The sequence below is a fragment of the Pseudomonas sp. TE3895 genome (genome assembly GCF_056278855.1).
This window is the reverse complement of record NZ_JBWBQE010000001.1, coordinates 3,094,844-3,115,903: the sequence shown is the minus strand read 5'-3', so window position 1 is coordinate 3,115,903 and position 21,060 is coordinate 3,094,844. Positions and strand designations below refer to the sequence as shown.

Below are 21,060 nucleotides of genomic sequence, written 5' to 3'. Positions count from 1 at the left end.
TCAGACCCCAGGCTTACACAGAGGTTGCCCGCGCCTGGTCGTTTTGTTCTTTGAATATTGCCATCGGCAATTGCAGGGTGAATGTGGCACCCTTGCCCTCCTCGCTTTCAACCTGTATCCGGCCACCGTGTGCCTGGACGATCTGCTCGGAGATGTACAACCCCAGGCCCAACCCTCCGCTGGCCTGCTGGGCAGAGACCCGCTCGAACTGCTGGAAGATCCGCTGCTGGTTGACGGCGCTGATACCGATGCCGTGGTCCTGCACCTGCACCCAGGCCATGCCGCCCTGCTCGAACACCCGCACCTGCACCGGATTGCGCTCGCCGTAACGCATTGCATTGGACAACAGGTTGGCCACTACTTGTTCAATCCGGAATTCGTCCCACTCCCCCTTCAGCGCTTCGCAACGCTGCAACTCGATATGTGTTTCCAGGGCCATGGCCTGCGCCGTGAAGTTTTCCACCAGCCCACGCACCAGTTGGCCCAGGTCAAACAGTTTGGGCCGCAGCGACAGTTTACCGGTACGGATGCGCGAAACATCGAGCATGTCCTCGACCAACCGGATCAGGCTGTTGATCTGCCGTTCGTCGCGCTCGACCATGGCCTGCAGCTTGTCGACACTGAACGCGTCCAGGTTGCCCCGAGCCAGGTGCATCTTGCGCAACTGGGTTTCCAGGATCAGGCCATTGAGCGGCGTACGCACCTCGTGGGAGACGATCGACATGAAGTCGTCCCGCATGCGCACGGCGTGCTCCAGCTCACACCGTGCCACCTGCAGCTGGCTGAGCAACAGCTCCTGTTCCTGGCGGCTCTGCTCCAGGGCTTCCAGCTGCCGGCCAAGCACCTTGCGCTGGCGGAACAGGTCGACGAACACCGAGACCTTGCTTTTCACCGCCAGGGTGTCGAGCGGCTTGTGCAGAAAGTCCACGGCCCCGCTCTCGTAGCCCTTGAAGGCATAATTCATCTCGCGACCCGCCGCGCTGACGAAGACGATCGGGATGTGCTTGGTCTTGTCGGTACCGCGCATCAGCTCGGCCAGTTCAAAACCGTTCATGCCCGGCATCTGCACATCGAGAATGGCCAGTGCGAACTCGTGCTCGAGCAGCAACGACAAGGCAGCCTCGGCAGACTGTGCCTGGTGCACCTCGCGGTCCTCGCCCTGGATCAGGGCATCGAGCGCCAGCAGGTTTTCCGGCAAGTCGTCGACAATCAGCAGTTTGGCGATGGTGTGGCTTAGCATGCGCTGTATTCCAAGGTCGCGAGCAACTGCCCGATACCGCTCAGAGTAAGAATATGGTCGGGCTGGTGCAGGGCCAGGGCGGCCTCCGGCATCAGGGCAACCTGTGCGTCACGAGGGTCCTGGACGATCGTGCGCCCCCCATTTTTCTTGATGTAGGCAAGGCCCCTGGCGCCGTCTTCGTTGGCGCCGGTAAGCAGCACACCCAGCAGGCTGTCGCCATAGGCATCGGCCGCCGAGATGAACAGGAAGTCGATCGCTGGGCGCGAGAAATGCACCGGTTCTTCCTGGCTCAGCGACAGCGTCAGGTCGCGCTCCACCGACAAGTGGTAACCCGGCCCTGCCACATAGATCTGCCCGCCGCTGATCCTCTCCTTGTCACGTGCCTCGCACACCGGCCGATGCAGCCGCCGCTGCAGCACGCCGGCCAGCTGGCTGTGGCGATCGTCCGGCAGGTGCAGCACGCAGAGCACCGGTATGGCGAACGTCGATGGCAGCGCGCCGAGCACCTGGAACAATGCCGCCACGCCACCGGCCGAGGCGCCGATCACCACTGCACGTACACCGCTCATGATTTACGGAAGATCCGTTGGGGCTTGACCAGCGGCTCGAAACGATCGCTATAGGCCGAAAAGTCCACCGACTCCTTGCTACCCAGCACCAGGAAACCGCGGTGGCAGAGCGACTCATGGAACAGGCCCAGCGCCCGATCCTGCAGGTCCTTGTTGAAGTAGATCAGCACATTGCGGCACGACACCAACTGGGTCTCGGAGAACACGCTGTCGGTGGCCAGGCTGTGGTCGGCGAAGGTGACATTGTCGCGCAGGCTGCTGTCCATGATGGCGTTGCCATAGGCGGCGGTGTAGTACTCGGCGAAGTCACGGCGGCCACCGGCCAGGCGGTAGTTTTCCTCGTATTCGCGCATGCTCTGCATCGAGTAGATACCCTGCTTGGCCCTGTCCAGCGAATGCGGATTGATGTCGGTGGCGTAGATGATGGTGCGTTCAAGCAGCCCTTCCTCACGCAACAGGATGGCCATGGAATACACCTCTTCCCCCGTGCTGCAGCCAGCGATCCAGACCTTGATCGAGGGCCAGGTACGAAGCAGCGGCACCACTTCGTTGCGCACGGCAAGGAAGTGGTCAGGGTCACGGAACATCTCGCTGACCGGGATCGTCAGGTACTGCAGCAACTGCATGAACATGCCCGGGTCGTGCAGCACACGTTCCTGCAGCGCAGACACCGTAAGGCAATCGAACTGACGCAGCGCGTGGAGAATCCGGCGCTTGATCGAAGCGCCGGAATAATTGCGGAAATCGTAGCTGTACTTGAGGTAGATCGCCTCGATCAGCAGTCGGATCTCGATGTCGGTGTTGCGTTCGCTAGTCAAATTCGCTCCAGTTGCGGCAGCCAGACACGGATCAACGAGAACAGGCGGTCCAGGTCGATCGGCTTGGCCAGGTAATCATTGGCACCGGCTTGCAGGCAACGCTGCTGGTCATCCTTCATGGCCTTGGCGGTCACGGCGATGATCGGCAGTTTGCGCCAGCGCGGTTGCTGACGGATCAGGCGGGTGGCCTCGAAGCCGTCCATCTCCGGCATCATCACGTCCATCAGCACCAGGTCGATGTCGTCGTGCTGCTCCAGGCGCTCGATGGCTTCGCGCCCGTTGCGGCCGATTTCGACAATGGCGCCCTTGTGCTCCAGGGCGCTGGTCAGGGCGAAGATATTACGCACATCGTCGTCCACCAGCAGCACCTTGCGGCCCTCGAACACCTTGTCGCGGCTGCGCGCGGTCTTGAGCATGCGCTGACGCTCGTTGGACAGCTGCGATTCGACCTTGTGCAGGAACAGCGTCACTTCGTCGAGCAGGCGCTCCGGCGAACGTGCGCCCTTGATGATGATCGAGCGTGAGTACTTGAGCAGGTCAGCTTCTTCCTCGCGGGTGAGGTTGCGGCCGGTATACACGATCACCGGCGGGAAGGCGCGGATATCCTCGGCGGTCATGCGCTTGAGCAGCTCGTTGCCGAGCATGTCTGGCAGCTTGAGGTCGATGATCATGCAGTCGTAGATGTTCTGGCGCAACAGCGCCAGTGCATCCTGGGCCATGGCGACGGCCGTGATCTCGACATCGTCGTCGCCGATCAGCCGGGCGATGCTCTCGCGCTGCAGGTCGTCGTCTTCCACCAGCAGGATGTGCTTGAGCTTTTGCGTAAGCTTGGCTTCCAGGCGAGCGAACACCTCCTTGAGCTCCTCGCGGCTGGTGGGTTTGACCGCATACCCCACCGCCCCCATGTGCATGGCCGCCTCGACGCGGTCTTCCACCGAAATGATGTGCACCGGGATATGGCGGGTGCTGGCCTGCTCCTTGAGGCGCTGCAGGACGGTGAGGCCCGAGTGGTCGGGCAGGCGCATGTCCAGCAGGATCGCATCCGGAATGTACTGGGCTGCCAGCTCGAAGCCTTCGTCGGCGCCATGGGCCACCAGGCAGCTATAGCCCAGTTCATGGGCCAGGTCGAAGAGAATGCGGGCAAAATTGGGCTCGTCTTCGATCACCAGAATGCAACGGGTATCGAAAGGGGCCCGCTCGCGGTCGTCGGCAAAGGCCGGCGCCGGGCGCATGACAGCGGCGGCCAACGGCGCTTGCGGTGCAGGCGGCAACGCATCGACGGCCGGGCGCAGGCTTTGCGGCTCGACGTCTTCGGCCTCGGCGGCATAGCGCTCCGGCAGAATCAGGCTGAACACGCTGCCTTGCCCGGGGCTGCTGTCGACATTGATCTGGCCTCCGAGCAAATGCGCCAGGTCACGGGAGATCGACAGCCCCAGGCCAGTGCCACCATAACGGCGATTGCTGGTGCCATCGACCTGGTGGAAGGCGCCGAAGATCGCCTGCTGCTGATCGGCCGCAATGCCGATGCCGGTGTCACGGACTGCGAACACGATACCGCTGCCAGCCTGGAAGCTGACGTTCATGCTGACCTGGCCACGCTCGGTGAACTTGATGGCGTTGGACAACAGGTTCTTGAGGATCTGCTCCAGGCGCTGACGGTCGGTGAACAGCGTGACCGGTACCTGCGGCTCGACCTTGACCTCGAAGGCAAGCCCCTTGTGACCGGCAAGCGGCTGGAACATGCCGCGCAAGCCTTCTACCAGGCGCTCGACCTGGGTGGTTTCGGGCCGTACTTCAAGCTTGCCGGCCTCGACCTTGGCGATATCGAGAATGTCGTTGATCAGGTTGAGCAGATCGTTGCCGGCCGAGTAGATGGATTCGGCGAACTTGACCTGCTCCTCGCTGAGGTTGCCTTCAGCGTTTTCTGACAACAGCTTGGCCAGAATCAGCGAGCTGTTGAGCGGCGTGCGCAGCTCATGGGACATGTTGGCGAGGAATTCGGACTTGTACTTGCTCGATCGCTGCAGGTCGTCGGCACGGGCCTGCAGCTCCAGCTGCGCCTGGCTCAGCTCATCGTTCTTGCGGTCCAGCGCTTCGGTGCGATCCGACAACTGCTCGTTGGTCTGCTCGAGTTCGGCCTGCTGGGTTTCCAGATGGGCCTGAGACTCCTTGAGCACCCGTGACTGCTCTTCGAGCTCTTCGTTGGCAGTCTTGAGCTCTTCCTGCTGCACCTGCAGCTCTTCATTGAGTTGCTGGGTTTCGGCCAGCACTTCCTGCAGGCGCTGACGATAACGTGCACTCTCGATCGACATGCCCAGGTTGCCGCCGACCCGCTCCAGCAGCTCTTCATCCCGTTCTTGCAAGGGGCGCAGGAAGCCCAGCTCGATCACCCCGTTGATCTGCCCGTCTTCGGTCGCCGGCATCAGCAGTGCGCTGCGCGGCAAGCCGCTGCCCAGGCCGGAACTGAGGCGATAGAAATCTTCGGGCAGTTCCTCCAGGCGCAGCAAGCGGCCTTCGCGGACCGCCTGGGCCAACAGGCCATGGTGGTCCGACTCGATCTGCTCGCGGGCCTGCTCTTCGGTACTCAGGCCATAACAGGCCACGCGCACCAGCCGGCCATGCTCGTCGCGCACGTACACGGCGCCCACCACGCTGCCCAGACAAGAGGCAAAGAAGCGCAGGATGTTCTCGCCAAGCATGGGCAAGGTCAGCTGCCCGAGCACCTGCTGCGCCAGCTGGGTCTGGCCGTTGCGTAGCCAGGCCTGGTGCTCCAGGCGCTGCGCCGAGCGCTGCTGGGCCTGCAGGTTTTCAGCGTAGTTGGCCGAAAGTGCCAGCAGGTCACGACGGCCCAGGTAGGCCAGCAATGCACTGAGGCCGACAATGAACAGCACGAAAGCCGAAATCGACGTCACGGTGACGGTACTGACTTTTTCGTTACGGGCCATGCGCAGTTGTTGTTCGGTAATGATCAGGTCATCGAACTCCTTGCGGATTTCATCGGTGATGCGCTTGCCCCGGCCATTGCCGATCGAGGCCTGGTAATCGCCCTGGCTGCGGCGCAGGCTGATCATCTCGCTGCCGAAGTCGTTCCAGGCCTGCTGCAAGGCCATCAGCCGGTCAATACGGTCAACCTGCTGCGGGTTATCCTCGACCATGCTGCGCAGGCTTTGCAGGCTGCCGAGAATGCGTGGCTTGGCCACCTCGTAAGGGTCAAGGAAGCGCTCGTCGCCCGTGATCAGGAAGCCGCGCATGCCCGTTTCCATGTCGATCGAGAGCTTGACCGTTTCGTTGGCGTTGCCGATCACCCGGTCGGTGTGCTCGACCCACTGCATGGCCGAAAGCAGGTAGTTGATCACCGCGACGAAGGCCACGGCCCCGAGCAGGCCAACCCCCAGGGGGAGGCCGATGTTACGGCTCAACAGCTTGCGAAAGCTTCGCTGGTCCATCGAGGCTGCTTGAATCATGAGAAAACGCCCGAGCTAGAAAAGTCCATTGAAAAGAGTGGCCGATCAGTCGTTATTGTTATCTGCCACTGCGCTGTCCTGATAAGCGAGTCTAACCAGCTTTCACGGGTCTGGCAGGGCATTTAGCCAGTATTTGAAGGTTGCATTCGGCAATCGTTCCATCTATTTGCATGGAGCGGTATCCTCGGGAACTTCTGATGCCGCGCGGTGCACAGATTAAAGACACTCATTTGTACAGGATTTGAACCATGCACCTTCTGGTAGTCGAAGACGACGACATCGTACGTATGCTGACGGTCGAAGTGCTCGACGAGTTGGGCTACAAGGTCATCGAGGCAGAAGACGCCACAGCCGCCCTGCGTGTACTTGAAGACCCAAGCCAGGCGCTGGCACTGATGATGACCGATGTGGGGCTGCCGGACATGCGAGGTGAGGTGCTGGCGGGCAAAGCGCGCGAACTGCGGCCGCTATTACCGGTGCTGTTCGCCAGCGGTTACGCCGACAGCCTCACGGTACCGGAGGGCATGCACCTGATCGGCAAGCCGTTCAGCATCGACCAGTTGCGGGACACGGTGGTGGGTATTCTGGGTAACCCTTGAGCACGGCGTTGCCTGTTTCGCTTGCCGGGGCGGGCCTGCCCGCGAAGAGGCCGACACAGGCAACCCACTTCACAGCTCCCTGCGCAGCAGATAGGTATCCATGATCCACCCTTTGCGCGCCCGCTCCCGCTCGCGCACTTCCAGTATCCGTGCCTTCACCGCCTGCAACGGCCCGGCGATCAGCACTTCATCCTCGGTCCCCAGGTACGCGCCCCAATAAATGGTCAACGCCGGGTCATCGAGCCCGGCAAAGGCGCACTGCCCGTCGAGCATCACCACCACATTGTCGACAGGCCCCTGCTCGGCCAGGCGTCGCCCAGGCAGCACGGTCAGGGGCTCGCCGATGCGGTTGAGCGGCACCTGGTGCCGCGCCGCCAGCGCCTGCACACTGCTGATGCCAGGGATGACCTGCACGCGCAACGTCACGCCCTGTTCGCGGACCAGGTCGAGAATGCGCAGGGTACTGTCGTACAGGGTCGGCTCGCCCCACAGCAGGAAGGCACCTGTTTCCCCGTCGCCAATTTCCTCCTCGATCAGGCGCGCATACAGCGCAGCACGCTGCCGGTGCCAGTGCTGCACCGCGCCCAGGTAGTCATCCGCCTGCCCATCGCGCAAAGGGTCGACCACCGGCACCAGGCGATAGCCACCTTCGGGGCGGTAGCGCTGCAGAATGGCCTTGCGCAGACGCACCAGTTCATCTTTGTCGTCGCCCTTGTCGAGCACGAAGAACACGCTGGCACTGCGCAGCGCATCGACTGCTTCATAGGTGACCTGGCGCGGGTCACCCGCGCCGATGCCGATCAACAACAGGTCTTTCATTGCCCTGCCCTTTGCGGGAACCCGCCACCATTGTCAGGCGGTTACCGGTATTTGGCAAAGCAGCTGCTTAGAAGATCGAGAAGTTGTAGCTGACAATGACCCGCGTCTCATCCATGTCACGCGCCCACCTTTCATAGTTGCTGCGGTAAGTGGAGTTACGCAGGCGTACGCTGACATCCTTGAAGGTGCCACTTTGCACCTGGTATTTGAACTCGGTGTCGCGTTCCCACTCCTTGCCTTCGGCACCGCTGCCCGGCACCTTGATATTGTCGCCGTTGATATAACGGGTGAAGAAGGTCAGGCCGGGTACACCCAACGCCTTGAAGTCGTAGTCATAGCGCACTTGCCAGGAGCGCTCCTGTGCAGCGGCGAAATCATTGACCTGGGCGTAGTTGACCAGGTACGGGTTGCTACCATCCAGGTACGGCATGGCGCTGTTGCCATACATGCGCTGCCAGCCGGCGCTGAGCTTGTGGCCACCGAGGCTGTAGCCAAGCATGCCGCTGAAGGCGCGATGGTCGATTTCACCGGCACGGGCATTGCCGATGTCATCACTCTTGATCAGGCGCATGTCAGCCGACAGGCTGCCCACCGGCAGCGGCTGACTGGCCACCAGGCCGAGGAAGTGCTGACGGTAGATATTCTCCAGTTTGGCCACTTGGTACTGGGCGCTGAAACGCTCGTTGAAACGGTAGTCGACACCGGCCAGGTCGAAGTGGTCGGCTTCGGTATCGCAGGCATAACGCTTGTTTTTGCAGTGCACGCGGATGTCCTGGCGATCGGTGGAATCCCGAGCGGTGTAGTTGTCCAGGCGAGCCAGGGTGAACTTCAGGTCGTGCAGTTCTTCAGAGGTGAGCATGGCACCCTGGAACAGGGTCGGCAGCAGACGGCCATCGTTGTACTTGAGCAACGGCACATCCGGCATCATTGAGCCGTACTTGAGCACGGTATTGGAGACCTTGACCTTGGCCGCCAGGCCCATCTTCGCATACTGGTCGGCCGAGTGCCGGGGGTCGTGGCCAGACGAGGGCAGCAATCCACTGTTACTGTCGGCCGGGCTGGAGTCCAGTTTGAAGCCGAACATGCCCAGCGCATCCACACCAACACCTACCGGGCCTTGCGTATAACCCGATTGCACATTGAGGATGAAGCCTTGTGCCCACTCTTCGCGCTTGGATGCGCCCTGGCTGGAACTGCTGTAGCCGTCCCGGAAGTCCCGGTTGAAATAGACATTGCGTGCTTCGATCTTGGCACTGGCGTCTTCAAGAAACCCGGCAGCCTGGGCGTTGACACCGGCACACAATAGAAACAGGCCGGTAACACGGCGCCCAGGGGCGAGGGGGAAAGGGGAAAACATGCGAGGAAACATCCAGAATGAAGACGAGTTAACAACCTGTGGCACGTGTTGGCCACGGTACTGCGGCAGGTCCGAACATGAGTCGGCCATCATCTGAAATGATCGCCCAAAGGCTCTGACGCGGGCCATTGGACCATGGTCTAGGCCCCCTGTGGTGCAACCGCAGAAAAAACGCCAAATACCGTGCGCAAAACTAGGAAAGTTCCCGCCTTACTTGCAAAAAGTTAGCAGTTTACCCAGTAGCCATGAATGACTACACTCGATATCAGCGAACAGTGAAACCCAACTGCGTGGCCGGCGTTTTTACGCGTCTTCAATGTTCGTCACGCCCTGCCACGACCGACGTACAGGAGTGATTACAGTGTCCAGACTTGCAGAGTTTCGTGCTGCCGAAAAAGCGCTCCAGGAACAGATGGCGCAACTGGAAGCGTTGAAAAAGGATGCCGGCCTCAAACGCGAAATCGAATTCGAGCAGAAACTAGTCGGCCTGATGAAAAGCTATGACAAGAGCCTGCGCGATATCATCGCCATCCTCGACCCGAAGGCTGTGGCCCGCGCTTCCAGCACACCCCCCAAGCAACAACGCCGCCCGCGGGTGGTCAAGGTCTATCAGAACCCGCACACCGGCGAACGCATCGAGACCAAAGGCGGCAACCACCGTGGCCTCAAGGCCTGGAAAGAACAGTATGGGGCCGCCACAGTAGAAAGCTGGGTACGCTGATGAAATGCCCACATAGGCTTCACACTTTTTTCACAAGGACTGGCTCAGTATCGAAACAGCTAAAGGACTAGCGACCCCATCACGCGCCCGCACATGCGGGCCTCTAATTTCAGCGCCCTGCCTTTGCAGGGCGCTTTCATTTGCGCAATCGGCGCACTGCCGTATCATGGCCAGCCTGTCTGTTTTGCCGGCGCCCTGTGCCCGGCCCCGTCTCAGGAGTTCCCATGAGCCTGCACGATCTGCAAACCCTGCCTGGCGTCACCGCGCAACCTGACGCCGCCACCGCCCAGTTCGTCTTCAACCACACCATGCTGCGGGTCAAGGACATCGAGAAGTCGCTGGACTTCTACACCCGCGTGCTGGGCTTCCGCCTGGTGGACAAGCGTGACTTCCCTGAAGCCGCTTTCAGCCTGTACTTCCTGGCCCTGGTCGACCCTGCCCAGATCCCCGCTGATGACACCGCCCGCCACCAGTGGATGAAGGCGATCCCCGGCGTGCTGGAGCTGACCCACAACCATGGCACCGAAAACGATGCCGATTTCGCCTACCACAATGGCAACACCGACCCGCGCGGCTTTGGCCACATCTGCATTTCGGTACCCGACGTACGCGCCGCTTGCGCGCGCTTCGAGGAACTGGAAGTACCGTTCCAGAAACGCCTGCAGGACGGCCGCATGAACCACCTGGCCTTCGTCAAGGACCCGGACGGTTATTGGATCGAAGTGATCCAGCCAACCGAGCTCGAAGGCTAAGCGTTCGTCGCGGCGCGCTCGTCGGGCCGGGAACTCCCGGCCTCTTGCTGTGGTATATGAAGGTAACTGCTTCACATGCCACAGCGAGGTAAGGACGATGCAATCTCTTCACTGTGAATACCGCGAGCACACCATCACTGCCAGCGTGATGCCCCATCCCGACTCCCCCCTGCCCTATGCCGCCGGCTGCCTGATCACGGCACCTGACGGGCACACCAGCAAGCGCATGTCGATGCCAATGCAGTTCTTCTCCGACCTTGAGAACGCGCAGCGTGTGTCGCTGGCCCATGGCCGGGCACTGGTCGACAAACAGCTGGATAACGGGCACGAGGTGTTCTGATCCGGGTTTCGCCTGTACCCCCTTCGCCGCCGAAGCTGTGAAGGGGGTAGCATTAACTAGCTAGCCCGCGCGTATGCCACCGCCGCATCCACCTGCGCCTGCGTCGGCCTCACCCCGGTGTACAACACGAACTGTTCCAGCGCCTGCAGCGCAATGACCTCCAGCCCAGTGATCACCGGCTTGCCCAACGCCTGAGCCCGGCGAATCAACGGCGTCTGCGCCGGCATCGCCACCACATCGAACACCCGCTCCGCCGCCGCGATGGCGTGCTCGGGAAACGCCAGCTCTTCTGCCTCCTGCCCGCCCGCCATACCGATCGGCGTCACGTTCACCAGCATGGGCGGGCAAATGTCGCCTGGCTCAGGTACCCAGCGATAACCACAGACATCCGCCAACTGACGCCCGGCCTGCTCGTTGCGTGCAACGATGATGCCTTCGGCAAACCCGGCATCGCGCAAGGCGCTGGCCACGGCCTTGGCCATGCCACCGCTGCCTCGCAGGGCAAAGGCCGTGCCCGGATCGACCTGATGCTGAGCCAGCAATTGGCGCACGGCCAGGTAATCGGTGTTGTACGCCTTGAGGTGGCCATTGCAATTGACAAGGGTATTGACCGACTCGATGGCCGCCGCCGAGGGATCGATTTCGTCGACCAAGGCCATGCAGGCTTCCTTGTACGGCATCGATACCCCGCAGCCGCGAATACCCAAGGCGCGGATCCCTGCCACCGCCGCCGGCAGGTCATCGGTGCGCATGGCCTTGTAGTAGAAGTCCAGGCCCAACTGCTGATACAGGTGGTTGTGAAAGCGCACGCCGAAGGTGCCGGGGCGTCCGGCCAGAGAGATACAAAGCACGGTGTCCCGGCTGGGAGTTGTCGGCATAACAGGCCCCTTAGTCATGACTGAAACGTTTATTCAGCGTAACAGAGTCAACCACTGGTCGCCCCTTACACAACCTTTACCGTTCCCCTGTGCTCAGCTGACAGAGACTGGAGTCATAGTAACAGGGCCCCGGACGTGGGGTTTTCCTGCGAGGTTGTTTTATGAACCGTCTCATTCCCGGAATCGTCCTGCTGGTCGGTGCCCTGGCCATCAGCGGGCCTGCAGCAGCGCACGGCGGCTATGGCGGCCATGGGCACGGTGGTTGGTATGGGCCGGGGCCACTGCTGGGTGCGGCAGTGGTCGGCGCCGTGGTTGGGGCGACGGTTTATGGCGGCCATGACCGCACAGTGTATGTCGAACGCCAGCCGGTCTATTACGCGCCGCCGCCGGTGTACGTACAACCGCCACCACAGCCGGTGTACTACCAGCCCTACTACGCACCACCCCCGCCGCCACCGGGCTACCGCACCTACTATGGGCCGCCACCGGTGTACTACGGGCCACCGCGCTGGTAATGGTTGATAGGAGCAATGATCACTATCGAGGAAGTTGATTTCAAACATATCCGGCTGCTGCGTATGGTAGAGCCATGTTTCACAGGAGGTCCCCATGGCCACTATCCAGATCATGTCCGTTGTCGGTAGCGCCGTTCCCGCCTCACTGCGTGAGCAGGGCCTGCTGGCGTGCTGGTACCTGGTTCGCAACGGCGAAGCCGTGAGCGGCCCGATGCCGACCCGCGCCTCAGCCCAGGCACTGGCCGAACAGTTGCAACCAGGTACTCTGGTTGCCTGAACCGAATATGTTGTGCGTTGCTCCCTACGCCCTTGTCGCCCGCCAATATGGCGGGCTTTTTTTGTGCTTCACGGATTGCCCGGGCTGCCACCTGAGGTTTGGCCGCTACTGCCCAGCTTACTGGACAGCACCATGACCTTGCCTTGCAGCCGGCCTACGGTCATCACCAGCTCGTTTCGCTCCTTGGTGAGCAGATCAGCTTTTGCCTGCGCCTCCCTTCGAGCATCCCGTTCGATGTCCAGCAGCTCTGTCAGGTGGCGGATGACGGCAATTTCTGCGGTGTCCATCGCGCGGTCGACTGCATCCCTGGACAACCATTTACGCAGCCACAGAAACGCACCCAGCAATACAGTCCCCGTACCGCCCAGCCAAGTGACGGTACCCGGGCCGAGGTCGGTCGGATCCATGTGAACCTCATTACAGATGATGATGTGATCAGCCCTGGAGAAAAATGTCTCGTCAGCTTTCCTTGTTCGCGCGCTTAATTTAGCCTACAGCTAACAACACGACAAGAGCAGATTTAGCCATGCGCACATTTAGCAGCAAGCTAAACACTGGCATGCTTTACCCCATGGACATCTACCAAATTCGCAAGCACAACCTGGTGAAGCTGATCGGCAGCCAGAGAAAGGGCACCTGCGCAGAGCGCTGGGGGATGGCGCCTGCACACCTTAGCCAGATCCTTTCCGACAAGACCGTGAAAAACTTGGGCGATGACGTGGCCCGCCGCATCGAGGGCATCGAAGGTTTGCCACGGGGCTGGTTCGACGCGCTGTCGCCAGGCGAACACGCACAGGCGGCTGTCGAGCCAGGTGACAACAAGCTCTCTGCAGCCGACCTGGTCAAACAGATGCTTGCCCGAAGCGGCAAAGGTATCGCTGAAGAAACCCGGCAAAGGCTGCTGGCTGCGGCGCAAGAGCCTGCAGATGCCACGCTGCTGGAAGCCGAGCCGCTGCGCCCCGGCCTGGTCGGTGACGAAGTGTGGATTGCCCACTATGACGTACGGGCAGCCATGGGCGGCGGCCAGATCCCCCACGACTACCCCGAGATGTTCAAGGACGTTCGCGTCAGCCCCAGCCACCTGCGCGAACTGGGCGTGACGTTCAGCGAGCACCATCACCTGAAGATGGTGACCGGCTGGGGCCAGTCGATGGAGCCGACCATCAGGCACCGCGACCCGCTGATCGTCGACGTCAGCATCCGAGAGTTCGTCGGCGATGGCATCTACTTCTTTTCCTGGGGCGACCACATCTACATCAAGCGGCTACAGATCGCGGACGAGGACCACTTCGAGATGATCTCCGACAACTCGCGGCACAAAGACCGCATGATTCGTCGGGAAGAGACCTACATACAGGCCAGGGTCCTGCTGGTGTGGAATGCCCACCTTGTATAAACCGAAGCCCGCCCTGACCGGCGGGCTTTTGCTGAAGCTCAGAACGATGCAGCTTCCTCGACCTGAGCCTCGCAGTCGCGCTCGACGATAAAATCATCACGCTCTTCCACGCTACTGCGCGCCCATCGCACCGTCACGCTGGCGTCATCATTGAACGTCAGCTGCAACTCTGGCGTTTCCAGCAGTTGGCCCATCACCTCCTCCCATTCCGCTTCACCGTCGGTATCCAGACGGTGCACCACTACCCAGCGCTGCGTCTGTGCGAGCGGGTGGTTGATCATTGACGATACCCGCAGGCTAAGCCGCTCTATTCCGGTCATTTCCTGGCGCTGTTGAGGTTCCGACTTCATGTGGCTTGCCATATTCTCATCCTGATAGCTGTATATTCGTACAGTACTCGGCGAAAGCTTAGCTCACCGTCAAATCCTGCGTAAAGCCCCCCACTGCGGAAAATTTCGCCTGTAGGTAATTTCCCGTGAAGCGAAATTAATTTAGCCATCAGCTATTGACCGATCTTTAGCCTGAGGCTAACTTTGTGTTCGGCCGTCGCTTGTACGGCGGCTATGCCACTCAAACCTTTTCGCCAGGAGTTCCCCATGGCCGTAGATATCAGCCACCTCACCATCGCCACGCCGGTAGCCGTCTCCTCAACCAACCCCGTTGCTCTGGAGCTGAACGGTGCTGAAGCGATTGCCCGCTTTCCCAGCATCGTGACAGTGCTCAGCGATGGCTCAATCCAGTTCTCAGCCCCAACCAAAGGTGCTTCGAGCAAAAGCACCCACAGGACACGCTGCGAATGGACAGAAACGCAAGACTGGACGCTGGCCAGCGCCCAGGATCACTGGAATCGCCAGACCATGACGCTGACCAAGGTCAACTCCGCGCAGAAGGTGGTCATCGCCCAGATGCACGTACGCGGGGACGACGGCCCGCCAGTAAAGGTGTTCTGGAACAAGGGCAACATCACACTGGGGTTTCGACGCACCTTCAACCAGACCGACCCGGTGAATTCCACAGTCCTGAAGGGGGTGCCACTGGGTGCGACGTTCCACATCAGCATTCACACGACGTCTGAAGGCGTGGTAACCGTGACGGCCGAATGCAACGGGGTATCCGCCTCGTCGGGCGATTTGCAGCTCGACAGTACCTGGGCTTCGCACCTGTTCGAGTTCCACGGCGGGGTCTACAACCAGGTCGACTACACCGACGCAACCCCCGCCGAGGACGGCTCGATCTGCATCATCAGCGAGCTCTCGCTCATCCATCGCTGAACGTCGATGCCCAGCCCTGCTATCAAAACCCCTCAGGGCGTCGCATGAATGCAAAAAGCCCAGCGCGGGGCTGGGCTTCTATCAGCTGGGCTGAACAGTACTTCCGCCAGCCTTTACACACTGTACTGGAAGTTACTCCAGTGGGCGCTTGTGATAACTATAACGCTCGGCATTGGATGCCCGCGATGGGTCCGGCGGGCCTGATCTCTGCCTGCCTCGAAAGGGCCGATTATGTGCGGAATCGTCGCGATCCTCGGGCTGCTCCCGTTTACCTTCCGAGTCTTGACTGCCTGGCGGACCATTGTTTTCAGCCGGCCTGCTAACCTGCTGATCACAATCCATTCCATCCCTATCTATGGTCATACGCACCTCTCAATGCTCAGAAGCTCTGAGCTACATCAAGTGTGCGCTTACCCTGTCCAGAAAGGTTTTATATCAGATCACCGGACACGGGCGAGAACCTCAATACCGGGACCTTTCGCTGAACTGCATCCCACTATTGGTACAAAAATTGGTACGCGCCGGCTGTACGTCCATCCAGCACATCCCGGCAATGCAGCAGTAGCGTGGGTATCTAGCCTCAGACCGCACCGCAAGCGGCCTGAGCATCTGGCCTGTCTAATAGGGTTCAGCCAGTTTCAGCGACTTTGGCCCAATAAAACCGAGACGCTTTCGGGCGGTTTTAGACAGCTTTATTCCCCCATCCAGGCGTTCAGCCAACCAAGATCCGTCCTGGGTCGTCAGCTACACCCACCTCCCACAGTCCGCTGTCGACCCATTGCGGACAATCAAATCTGCTCAGCATACGCATGTTCCTAATGAAACCGCGTCTACAGAGGCCTTCTTCCGGGTATCCGGGTTCACGTTGAATTTTGTATCTTCCCCAATGCCGCATTGACAGCCAGCCATCCCTCTACCGCCGGCGCTCCGGCCTCACCGAATGCCCGTTCAAGCAGCTTTACTTGTTCACGTCGCAGCATTTCCTCAAGTCGCGAGCCTTCTTTGGTCAACTGAAGCAAACGCATCCGTTTGTCGGTATGCGATGCCACGCTGTCCACTAAGCCCATCTCTGCCAATTGCCGGAGCGGTATGTTCAGCGCCTGCTTGGTCACGCCGAGCAGAGCCAGCAGTTGCTTGACGCTGAGGTGCGGGTGCCGGGCTATGAAAAAAACGATCCTCTGATGCACACGGCCCAAGCCCCTGCGCTCAAGCATCTCGTCGGCCTTGGTGGTGAACGCCTGATAGCCAAAGAAAAACGCCTCCATGGCCTGCTGCTGTGCTTCCTGGTTTTTTAGGTCAATCATATTGACTTATTCTCGACGAGCGCTCTACTTTAGGTAAAGGAGTTTGACCTATATTGTTCGCGCTTGGCCAGAGGTGATCCATGGCATTTTCTGAACGTGTTTCGCGCCTTAAAAGCTCTTTGATTCGTGAAATTCTGGCCGCCGCGCAGCGCCCAGGGATGATGTCTTTTGCAGGGGGGCTACCGGCAGAGGAGATGCTGCCCTCTGTGGACTGGGCTGAAATGCCCACCAGCATGGGCCAGTACGGGATGAGCGAGGGTGAGCCGATGTTGCGTGAGGCGCTGGCCAGGGAAGCCCGTGCCTTGGGAATCACGTGCGAGGCTAGCCAAGTGCTCATTCTCAGCGGCTCGCAGCAGGCTCTGGACCTGACATCAAAACTGTATATCGACAAAGGAACGCCGGTACTGCTGGAAGCCCCTACCTATCTGGCTGCATTGCAAAGCTTCCAGTTCTTCGGCGCGCACTGCCTTTCGCTGCCGATGGAGCGGGATGGCCCGGACCTGGAGTCGCTGCGCGAACTGCTGAGCCTGAACCGCCCCGCGTTCATCTATCTGATTCCAACGTTCCAGAACCCGTCGGGGCTGCGCTACAGCGACAGGAAAAGGGACGAAGTCGCGGCGCTTCTCGATGAGTTCAACGTCACATTGATCGAAGATGAGCCTTATCGAGAGCTGAGCTTCGACAGCGTCGCGGCCATGCCGGTTGTCAGCCGTCTGAACACCACCAGCTGGATTTATACCGGTACTGTGTCCAAGACCTTGCTGCCCGGCTTGCGGATTGGGTATCTGATTGCCAGCCCCGACCTGTTCCCGCACTTGCTGCGGCTCAAACAGTCGGCGGACCTGCACACCAGTCGGGTTGGCCAATGGCAGGTGCTTCAATGGCTGGGGACAGAAAGGCTTGACCGTCATCTTGAAGAGTTACGCAGCTATTACCGAGGTCGTCGAGACGCTTTCCAGGCGGCATTGGAGACGCACTTCGCCGACCTGGCCGAGTGGCAGATGCCAGAGGGAGGGTTGTTCTTCTGGTTGACGCTCAAGCACCCCATCGATACCCGGGCATTGCTCGAGCCGGCACTGGCGGCCAATGTGGCTTTCATGCCAGGAGAGCCCTTCTTCCCAGAGCCTGACAAACATCCAGGGCACCTGAGGCTGAACTTCAGCCATGTTGCTCCCGACAAGCTGGATGAAGGTCTGAAGCGTTTGTCGGATGTCCTGCGTCGGGCTCTGAGCCAGCAGGCGGCCTGACTATCTCTAATGGGTCGAAATCTGCGATTCACGACAGGCCGCTTTCGACCCATAGCTGTCCTTCGTGGAGAACAGTTATCGGCCAAAAGCGGTCACTTACTGAAGACAAAGTCTGAGGAGCTCACTAAATGCCCCCGGCGGTCTGGAGTCAATCGCGTGTTATCTAAGATGCGTTAGCTTCGCTTTCGCCCTCATAATCGTAGTCAATCAAGCTTGCCGACACTTGACAAATTTCAAATTGCCCTAAGGCCCTGGTGCCAGCAGCACAGTATTCTTAATTTCGATATTGAATCCAATATCGCGACCGGGAACATCATCCTCCCTTCCTATGAGCACCGCTAGCTGAACCTTGATGTCTGTTTGAAGCCGCCGTACGCTATCGGCATTCATGGAGGAATCTGGCTGATGGCACGCGTGGGTTTGATACTGACACCGGGTTTTGCTGACTGGGAATACGCATTCATTGCTGGAACTGCGTCTCCATTTTATGGGATCGACGTCAGGTTTTTCGCACCTACTACAGGGCCGCTCCACTCGCAGGGCGGATTGGCTGTAACTGTCGATAGTGGCTTGCAACAATGCCTGGACTGGAAACCGGACGTTGTTGTCGTGATTGGAGGAATGGTCTGGGAGCGTACAGAAGCTCCGGATATTCGAGACTTTCTTCATGCTAGTCGTTCAAGTGGAGCGACAATTGCTGGCATCTGTGGTGGAACGCTGGCACTTGCGAGAGCCGGGCTACTCGACACAGTTCCTCATACCTCGAACAGCGCTGAATTTCTGCAAAAAAATGCCGTAGGTTATGACGGGCGCACGCGCTATCGAAGCAGTGCAGTAGCTGTGGTTGCAGACCGCATCATAACTGCTCCAGGCCCTGCACCCGTTAGCTTCACCTGCGCAGTGTTCGAAGGTGCCGGATTATCTTCAGCGCTCATTTCTCAGTTCAGATCAATGCTAGCAGCGGAACATGGATGACCGCCTCGTTCCACAAATCAGCCCATCAGGTAATGTCTTCGACGGTCCTCTTCTGGCCGTTAGCTGTCCTTTTTTAAAGGCAGATGTAGATCGAATGCAGCCACTCATTGCTTGAGCGCAAACAAGTCCTCTGCCAACTCACCGGGTTGCCGCAAGTCCATCAGCAGCACCTCTGCCTTGCTGTACCGAAAACCGGGCCTGAAGATACGGTCGACCGCCTTTGAGGCAAATCGGGTCATCAGCAGCGTGTCGCAGGTTGGGTATGCGCACGGGCGAGATTATGTCGCTGCGCCGGGATGAGGTCGACGTCGAGAAAAAGACGGCTCACATCTGCCGGATCGTGGTTGAAAAGCAGGCAGTCGAGCGGACCAAGACGAAATACACCCGCACCGTAATGTTGAACAGCCGGGCTCTTGGCGCACTGGCAAGGGCCAGAGAGATCGCGCAATACCGCTCGAAGCAGAAGCGCCGCGTCTCGACGGAGTCGCCATTCATCTTCCAGCCTTCTGGCTCGTCACCACGAATCCAGCGTTCATTGCTGGGCAGCTTGGGCGCTCGGTGCAGGTGCTTCTCTCGACCTACGCCAAGTGGTTGAATTCTGCCAACGATTGGACGGAACTGGCGAAGCTGGAAAAGAACGTAATGGGTACAGGATTAAATATCGTTCACTTTGCGCCCTTTAGGCATAAGGCATTCGACAGCAATTCAGCCATACTCCAAAATGCATCGGTTTTAGGGGGAAAACCCTTGCACAGCCAACGACATACCAACTTTTAGTGAGCCTCAACGTGAAAACATCCCTGTCCATCCTCAGCCTGCTGCTGTTGCTCACAGGTACCGCGACCCTTCCGTCGACTGCTGCTGCACAACCCCCGGCCCAGGTTCAACGTGACCCCTCCAAACTGCATCTGGCTTCAGGCAGCGCTCTGCTGATCGACCTGAACAGCAACCAGGAGCTGTATTCAAGCCATGCCGACCGCGTGGTGCCGATCGCTTCGGTGACCAAACTGATGACGGCGATGGTGGTGCTGGATGCCAAGTTGCCCATGGATGAAATGCTCACCATGACCATTGCCAACAACCCGGAGATGAAAGGTGTGTACTCGCGCGTGCGCCTGGGCAGCCAGCTGGACCGCCGCGAAACCCTGCTGATTACCCTGATGTCGTCGGAGAACCGTGCGGCCAATAGCCTGGCCAACGCCTACCCCGGCGGCTATCCGGCGTTCATCAAGGCAATGAATGCCAAAGCCCGCAGCCTGGGAATGGCCCAGACCCGCTATGTTGAGCCGACCGGCCTGTCGACGCAGAACGTATCCACTGCCCGCGACCTGGCCAAGCTGCTGATGGCCTCGCGCAAGTACCCCATGCTGAGTGAGCTGTCGACCACCCGCGAAAAGACCGTCGCCTTCCGCAAGCCCAACTACACCCTGGGCTTCCGTAACACCGACCACCTGGTGAACAAAAGCAACTGGGATATCAAGCTGACCAAGACCGGCTTCACCAACGAGGCCGGGCACTGCCTGGTACTGCTGACCCGCATGGATAACCGCCCGGTGGCCATGGTCATTCTCGATGCCTTCGGCAAGTACACCCACTTCGCCGATGCCAGCCGCATGCGTCAATGGCTGGAAACCGGTACCGCCAAGCCGGCACCGGCGGTGGCCATGCAGTACAAGGCCGACCGGCAGAACAAGGGGCGGTTGGCGGCCGAATGACCGCCATATCCTGGAACGTGCGGGCGTGTTCGCGAAACAGACAACGCGGTGGATAGCACGGGCTTCGCCCGTGTTCGCGGGTAAACCCGCGCCTACACGACGGCCTGCGCCCAATCACCAATGTGTGTCCACCCTCGATAGGTGTAGGAGCGGGTTTACCCGCGAATACGGTCGCGGCGACAACGGTGAACGGCGGGTGGAAATTGGCCAGCAGGCCTGACCCATTCGCGGGTAAACCCGCGCCTACAGCGGCCTGTGCATGTCCAGTCAGGCCGTAGCGCTGACCATGCCTCCCGCACTGCTGCCGCCCTCTTGCTGCAACAGTTCCAGCAACTGCGCCGTGGCCGCCATGATCTGCCCATTGAGGGTAGCAACGCTCGCCTGCTTGGCACCAACCGCTGCTGCTTTCGCAGTCTCGTCCATCTTGCTGTTCTGCAATGCAGCCAACTGTTTCTGTTCCTCTGCCAATTGCTTCTGCAGATCCTTGATCAATTGACGCAGCTCGCTCACAGCCCCCGATTCACTACTGCCTTCAGTGTCGGTGGACTGCGCCTGGCTACCCGCCGACACCTTCCTGCTGTCACTGCTTATGCTCAACGGCCCCACCGCCTCATCGGCCTGTTTCGCCTGTTCACGCTCGGTTGCTGCGTTCGCGCTTAGCGTCTGTGCTGAAACACCATTGATCATCAGGTTGCTTGCCGTGATACCGCTCATGTTGATTCCCTGCCTGAAAAATTGGTCCTTGCCGTAACCAACACATCGGCCGCCTCACGCTGTTCTTTAGCCCGCTTAAATTCCCCCTC

23 protein-coding genes and 1 pseudogene are annotated in these 21,060 nt (G+C 59.9%); 12 read left to right on the top strand and 12 right to left on the bottom strand.

Annotated features, from left to right (window positions below; all coding sequences use genetic code 11):
• Positions 1–13 precede the first annotated feature (13 nt).
• From ACZ889_RS14060 to ACZ889_RS14045, 4 genes are read right to left on the bottom strand one after another with little or no spacing between them, the layout of a single operon-like run.
• Positions 14–1,240 carry a hybrid sensor histidine kinase/response regulator gene (locus ACZ889_RS14060; protein ID WP_003256177.1) on the bottom strand — a complete coding sequence of 409 codons (1,227 nt, stop codon included), beginning with the start codon at positions 1,238–1,240 and terminating at the stop codon, positions 14–16.
• Complete coding sequence (locus ACZ889_RS14055) at positions 1,234–1,809, bottom strand: chemotaxis protein CheB (RefSeq protein WP_180688342.1); 576 nt, start codon at positions 1,807–1,809, stop codon at positions 1,234–1,236. The genes ACZ889_RS14060 and ACZ889_RS14055 overlap by 7 nt, the downstream gene beginning before the upstream one ends.
• Positions 1,806–2,627, bottom strand: coding sequence for a CheR family methyltransferase (locus ACZ889_RS14050; RefSeq protein WP_010954591.1), 822 nt, complete (start codon positions 2,625–2,627; stop codon positions 1,806–1,808). Before ACZ889_RS14050 ends, ACZ889_RS14055 begins: the two co-directional genes overlap by 4 nt.
• Positions 2,624–6,091, bottom strand: coding sequence for a response regulator (locus ACZ889_RS14045; protein WP_180688343.1), 3,468 nt, complete (start codon positions 6,089–6,091; stop codon positions 2,624–2,626). Before ACZ889_RS14045 ends, ACZ889_RS14050 begins: the two co-directional genes overlap by 4 nt.
• Before the next feature lie 248 nt (positions 6,092–6,339).
• Here ACZ889_RS14045 and ACZ889_RS14040 point away from each other — a divergent pair, with 248 nt between their 5' ends.
• Positions 6,340–6,690 carry a response regulator gene (locus ACZ889_RS14040; protein ID WP_012051948.1) on the top strand — a complete coding sequence of 117 codons (351 nt, stop codon included), beginning with the start codon at positions 6,340–6,342 and terminating at the stop codon, positions 6,688–6,690.
• A gap of 69 nt (positions 6,691–6,759) precedes the next feature.
• On the opposite strand, the gene cobF is transcribed toward ACZ889_RS14040, so the two are convergent.
• Together cobF and ACZ889_RS14030 are read right to left on the bottom strand one after the other, a co-directional pair.
• Complete coding sequence (gene cobF, locus ACZ889_RS14035; RefSeq protein WP_476257466.1) at positions 6,760–7,509, bottom strand: precorrin-6A synthase (deacetylating); 750 nt, start codon at positions 7,507–7,509, stop codon at positions 6,760–6,762.
• A gap of 67 nt (positions 7,510–7,576) precedes the next feature.
• On the bottom strand, positions 7,577–8,866 hold the full coding sequence (locus tag ACZ889_RS14030; RefSeq protein WP_476257465.1) for an OprD family porin: 1,290 nt from the start codon (positions 8,864–8,866) through the stop codon (positions 7,577–7,579).
• Between the two features lie 361 nt (positions 8,867–9,227).
• On the opposite strand from ACZ889_RS14030, the gene ACZ889_RS14025 reads away from it, so the two are divergent.
• From ACZ889_RS14025 to ACZ889_RS14015, 3 genes are all read left to right on the top strand, one after another.
• Positions 9,228–9,587, top strand: coding sequence for a histone-like nucleoid-structuring protein, MvaT/MvaU family (locus ACZ889_RS14025; protein ID WP_010954596.1), 360 nt, complete (start codon positions 9,228–9,230; stop codon positions 9,585–9,587).
• A 224-nt stretch (positions 9,588–9,811) separates the two neighbouring features.
• On the top strand, positions 9,812–10,339 hold the full coding sequence (gene gloA, locus ACZ889_RS14020) for a lactoylglutathione lyase (protein ID WP_476257464.1): 528 nt from the start codon (positions 9,812–9,814) through the stop codon (positions 10,337–10,339).
• A gap of 97 nt (positions 10,340–10,436) precedes the next feature.
• The gene (locus ACZ889_RS14015; protein WP_003256190.1) at positions 10,437–10,679 is read left to right on the top strand and encodes a hypothetical protein; all 243 of its coding nucleotides are present in this window, start codon (positions 10,437–10,439) and stop codon (positions 10,677–10,679) included.
• A gap of 56 nt (positions 10,680–10,735) precedes the next feature.
• Here ACZ889_RS14015 and ACZ889_RS14010 read toward each other — a convergent pair whose 3' ends face one another.
• Positions 10,736–11,557, bottom strand: coding sequence for a shikimate 5-dehydrogenase (locus ACZ889_RS14010; RefSeq protein ID WP_476257463.1), 822 nt, complete (start codon positions 11,555–11,557; stop codon positions 10,736–10,738).
• A 161-nt stretch (positions 11,558–11,718) separates the two neighbouring features.
• On the opposite strand from ACZ889_RS14010, the gene ACZ889_RS14005 reads away from it, so the two are divergent.
• A complete protein-coding gene (locus tag ACZ889_RS14005) occupies positions 11,719–12,072 on the top strand; it encodes a hypothetical protein (RefSeq protein WP_003256193.1) in 354 nt (117 codons plus the stop codon).
• 94 nt (positions 12,073–12,166) lie between these two features.
• On the top strand, positions 12,167–12,349 hold the full coding sequence (locus tag ACZ889_RS14000) for a hypothetical protein (RefSeq protein WP_010954600.1): 183 nt from the start codon (positions 12,167–12,169) through the stop codon (positions 12,347–12,349).
• 68 nt (positions 12,350–12,417) lie between these two features.
• Here the strand turns inward: ACZ889_RS14000 and ACZ889_RS13995 are convergent, their stop codons facing one another.
• Complete coding sequence (locus ACZ889_RS13995; RefSeq protein WP_121783273.1) at positions 12,418–12,756, bottom strand: chemotaxis protein; 339 nt, start codon at positions 12,754–12,756, stop codon at positions 12,418–12,420.
• Positions 12,757–12,920: 164 nt separating this feature from the next.
• On the opposite strand from ACZ889_RS13995, the gene ACZ889_RS13990 reads away from it, so the two are divergent.
• Positions 12,921–13,745, top strand: coding sequence for a S24 family peptidase (locus ACZ889_RS13990; protein ID WP_019751052.1), 825 nt, complete (start codon positions 12,921–12,923; stop codon positions 13,743–13,745).
• A gap of 38 nt (positions 13,746–13,783) precedes the next feature.
• Here ACZ889_RS13990 and ACZ889_RS13985 read toward each other — a convergent pair whose 3' ends face one another.
• Positions 13,784–14,107: a DUF1654 domain-containing protein gene (locus tag ACZ889_RS13985; protein ID WP_476257462.1), complete on the bottom strand. Its 324-nt coding sequence runs from the start codon at positions 14,105–14,107 to the stop codon at positions 13,784–13,786.
• Between the two features lie 234 nt (positions 14,108–14,341).
• Here ACZ889_RS13985 and ACZ889_RS13980 point away from each other — a divergent pair, with 234 nt between their 5' ends.
• The gene (locus tag ACZ889_RS13980; protein ID WP_003256199.1) at positions 14,342–15,016 is read left to right on the top strand and encodes a polysaccharide lyase family 7 protein; all 675 of its coding nucleotides are present in this window, start codon (positions 14,342–14,344) and stop codon (positions 15,014–15,016) included.
• Between the two features lie 860 nt (positions 15,017–15,876).
• Here the strand turns inward: ACZ889_RS13980 and ACZ889_RS13975 are convergent.
• On the bottom strand, positions 15,877–16,320 hold the full coding sequence (locus ACZ889_RS13975) for a MarR family winged helix-turn-helix transcriptional regulator (protein WP_012051939.1): 444 nt from the start codon (positions 16,318–16,320) through the stop codon (positions 15,877–15,879).
• Positions 16,321–16,400: 80 nt separating this feature from the next.
• On the opposite strand from ACZ889_RS13975, the gene ACZ889_RS13970 reads away from it, so the two are divergent.
• Together ACZ889_RS13970 and ACZ889_RS13965 are read left to right on the top strand one after the other, a co-directional pair.
• Positions 16,401–17,567: an aminotransferase-like domain-containing protein gene (locus ACZ889_RS13970; RefSeq protein ID WP_180688348.1), complete on the top strand. Its 1,167-nt coding sequence runs from the start codon at positions 16,401–16,403 to the stop codon at positions 17,565–17,567.
• Positions 17,568–17,972: 405 nt separating this feature from the next.
• Positions 17,973–18,542: a DJ-1/PfpI family protein gene (locus tag ACZ889_RS13965; protein ID WP_080756727.1), complete on the top strand. Its 570-nt coding sequence runs from the start codon at positions 17,973–17,975 to the stop codon at positions 18,540–18,542.
• Positions 18,543–18,649: 107 nt separating this feature from the next.
• On the opposite strand, the pseudogene ACZ889_RS13960 reads toward ACZ889_RS13965, so the two are convergent.
• Positions 18,650–18,805, bottom strand: a pseudogene (locus ACZ889_RS13960) (DNA polymerase V subunit UmuC); the annotation flags it as partial.
• Between ACZ889_RS13960 and ACZ889_RS13955 the strand changes: the two are divergent.
• Both ACZ889_RS13955 and pbpG read left to right on the top strand, forming a co-directional pair.
• Positions 18,805–19,137, top strand: coding sequence for a tyrosine-type recombinase/integrase (locus ACZ889_RS13955; RefSeq protein ID WP_080756726.1), 333 nt, complete (start codon positions 18,805–18,807; stop codon positions 19,135–19,137). The pseudogene ACZ889_RS13960 and the gene ACZ889_RS13955 overlap by 1 nt on opposite strands.
• Before the next feature lie 193 nt (positions 19,138–19,330).
• Positions 19,331–20,257: a D-alanyl-D-alanine endopeptidase gene (pbpG, locus tag ACZ889_RS13950; protein ID WP_180688349.1), complete on the top strand. Its 927-nt coding sequence runs from the start codon at positions 19,331–19,333 to the stop codon at positions 20,255–20,257.
• 267 nt (positions 20,258–20,524) lie between these two features.
• Here the strand turns inward: pbpG and ACZ889_RS13945 are convergent, their stop codons facing one another.
• On the bottom strand, positions 20,525–20,971 hold the full coding sequence (locus ACZ889_RS13945; protein WP_064614826.1) for a hypothetical protein: 447 nt from the start codon (positions 20,969–20,971) through the stop codon (positions 20,525–20,527).
• Between the last annotated feature and the right edge of the window lie 89 nt (positions 20,972–21,060).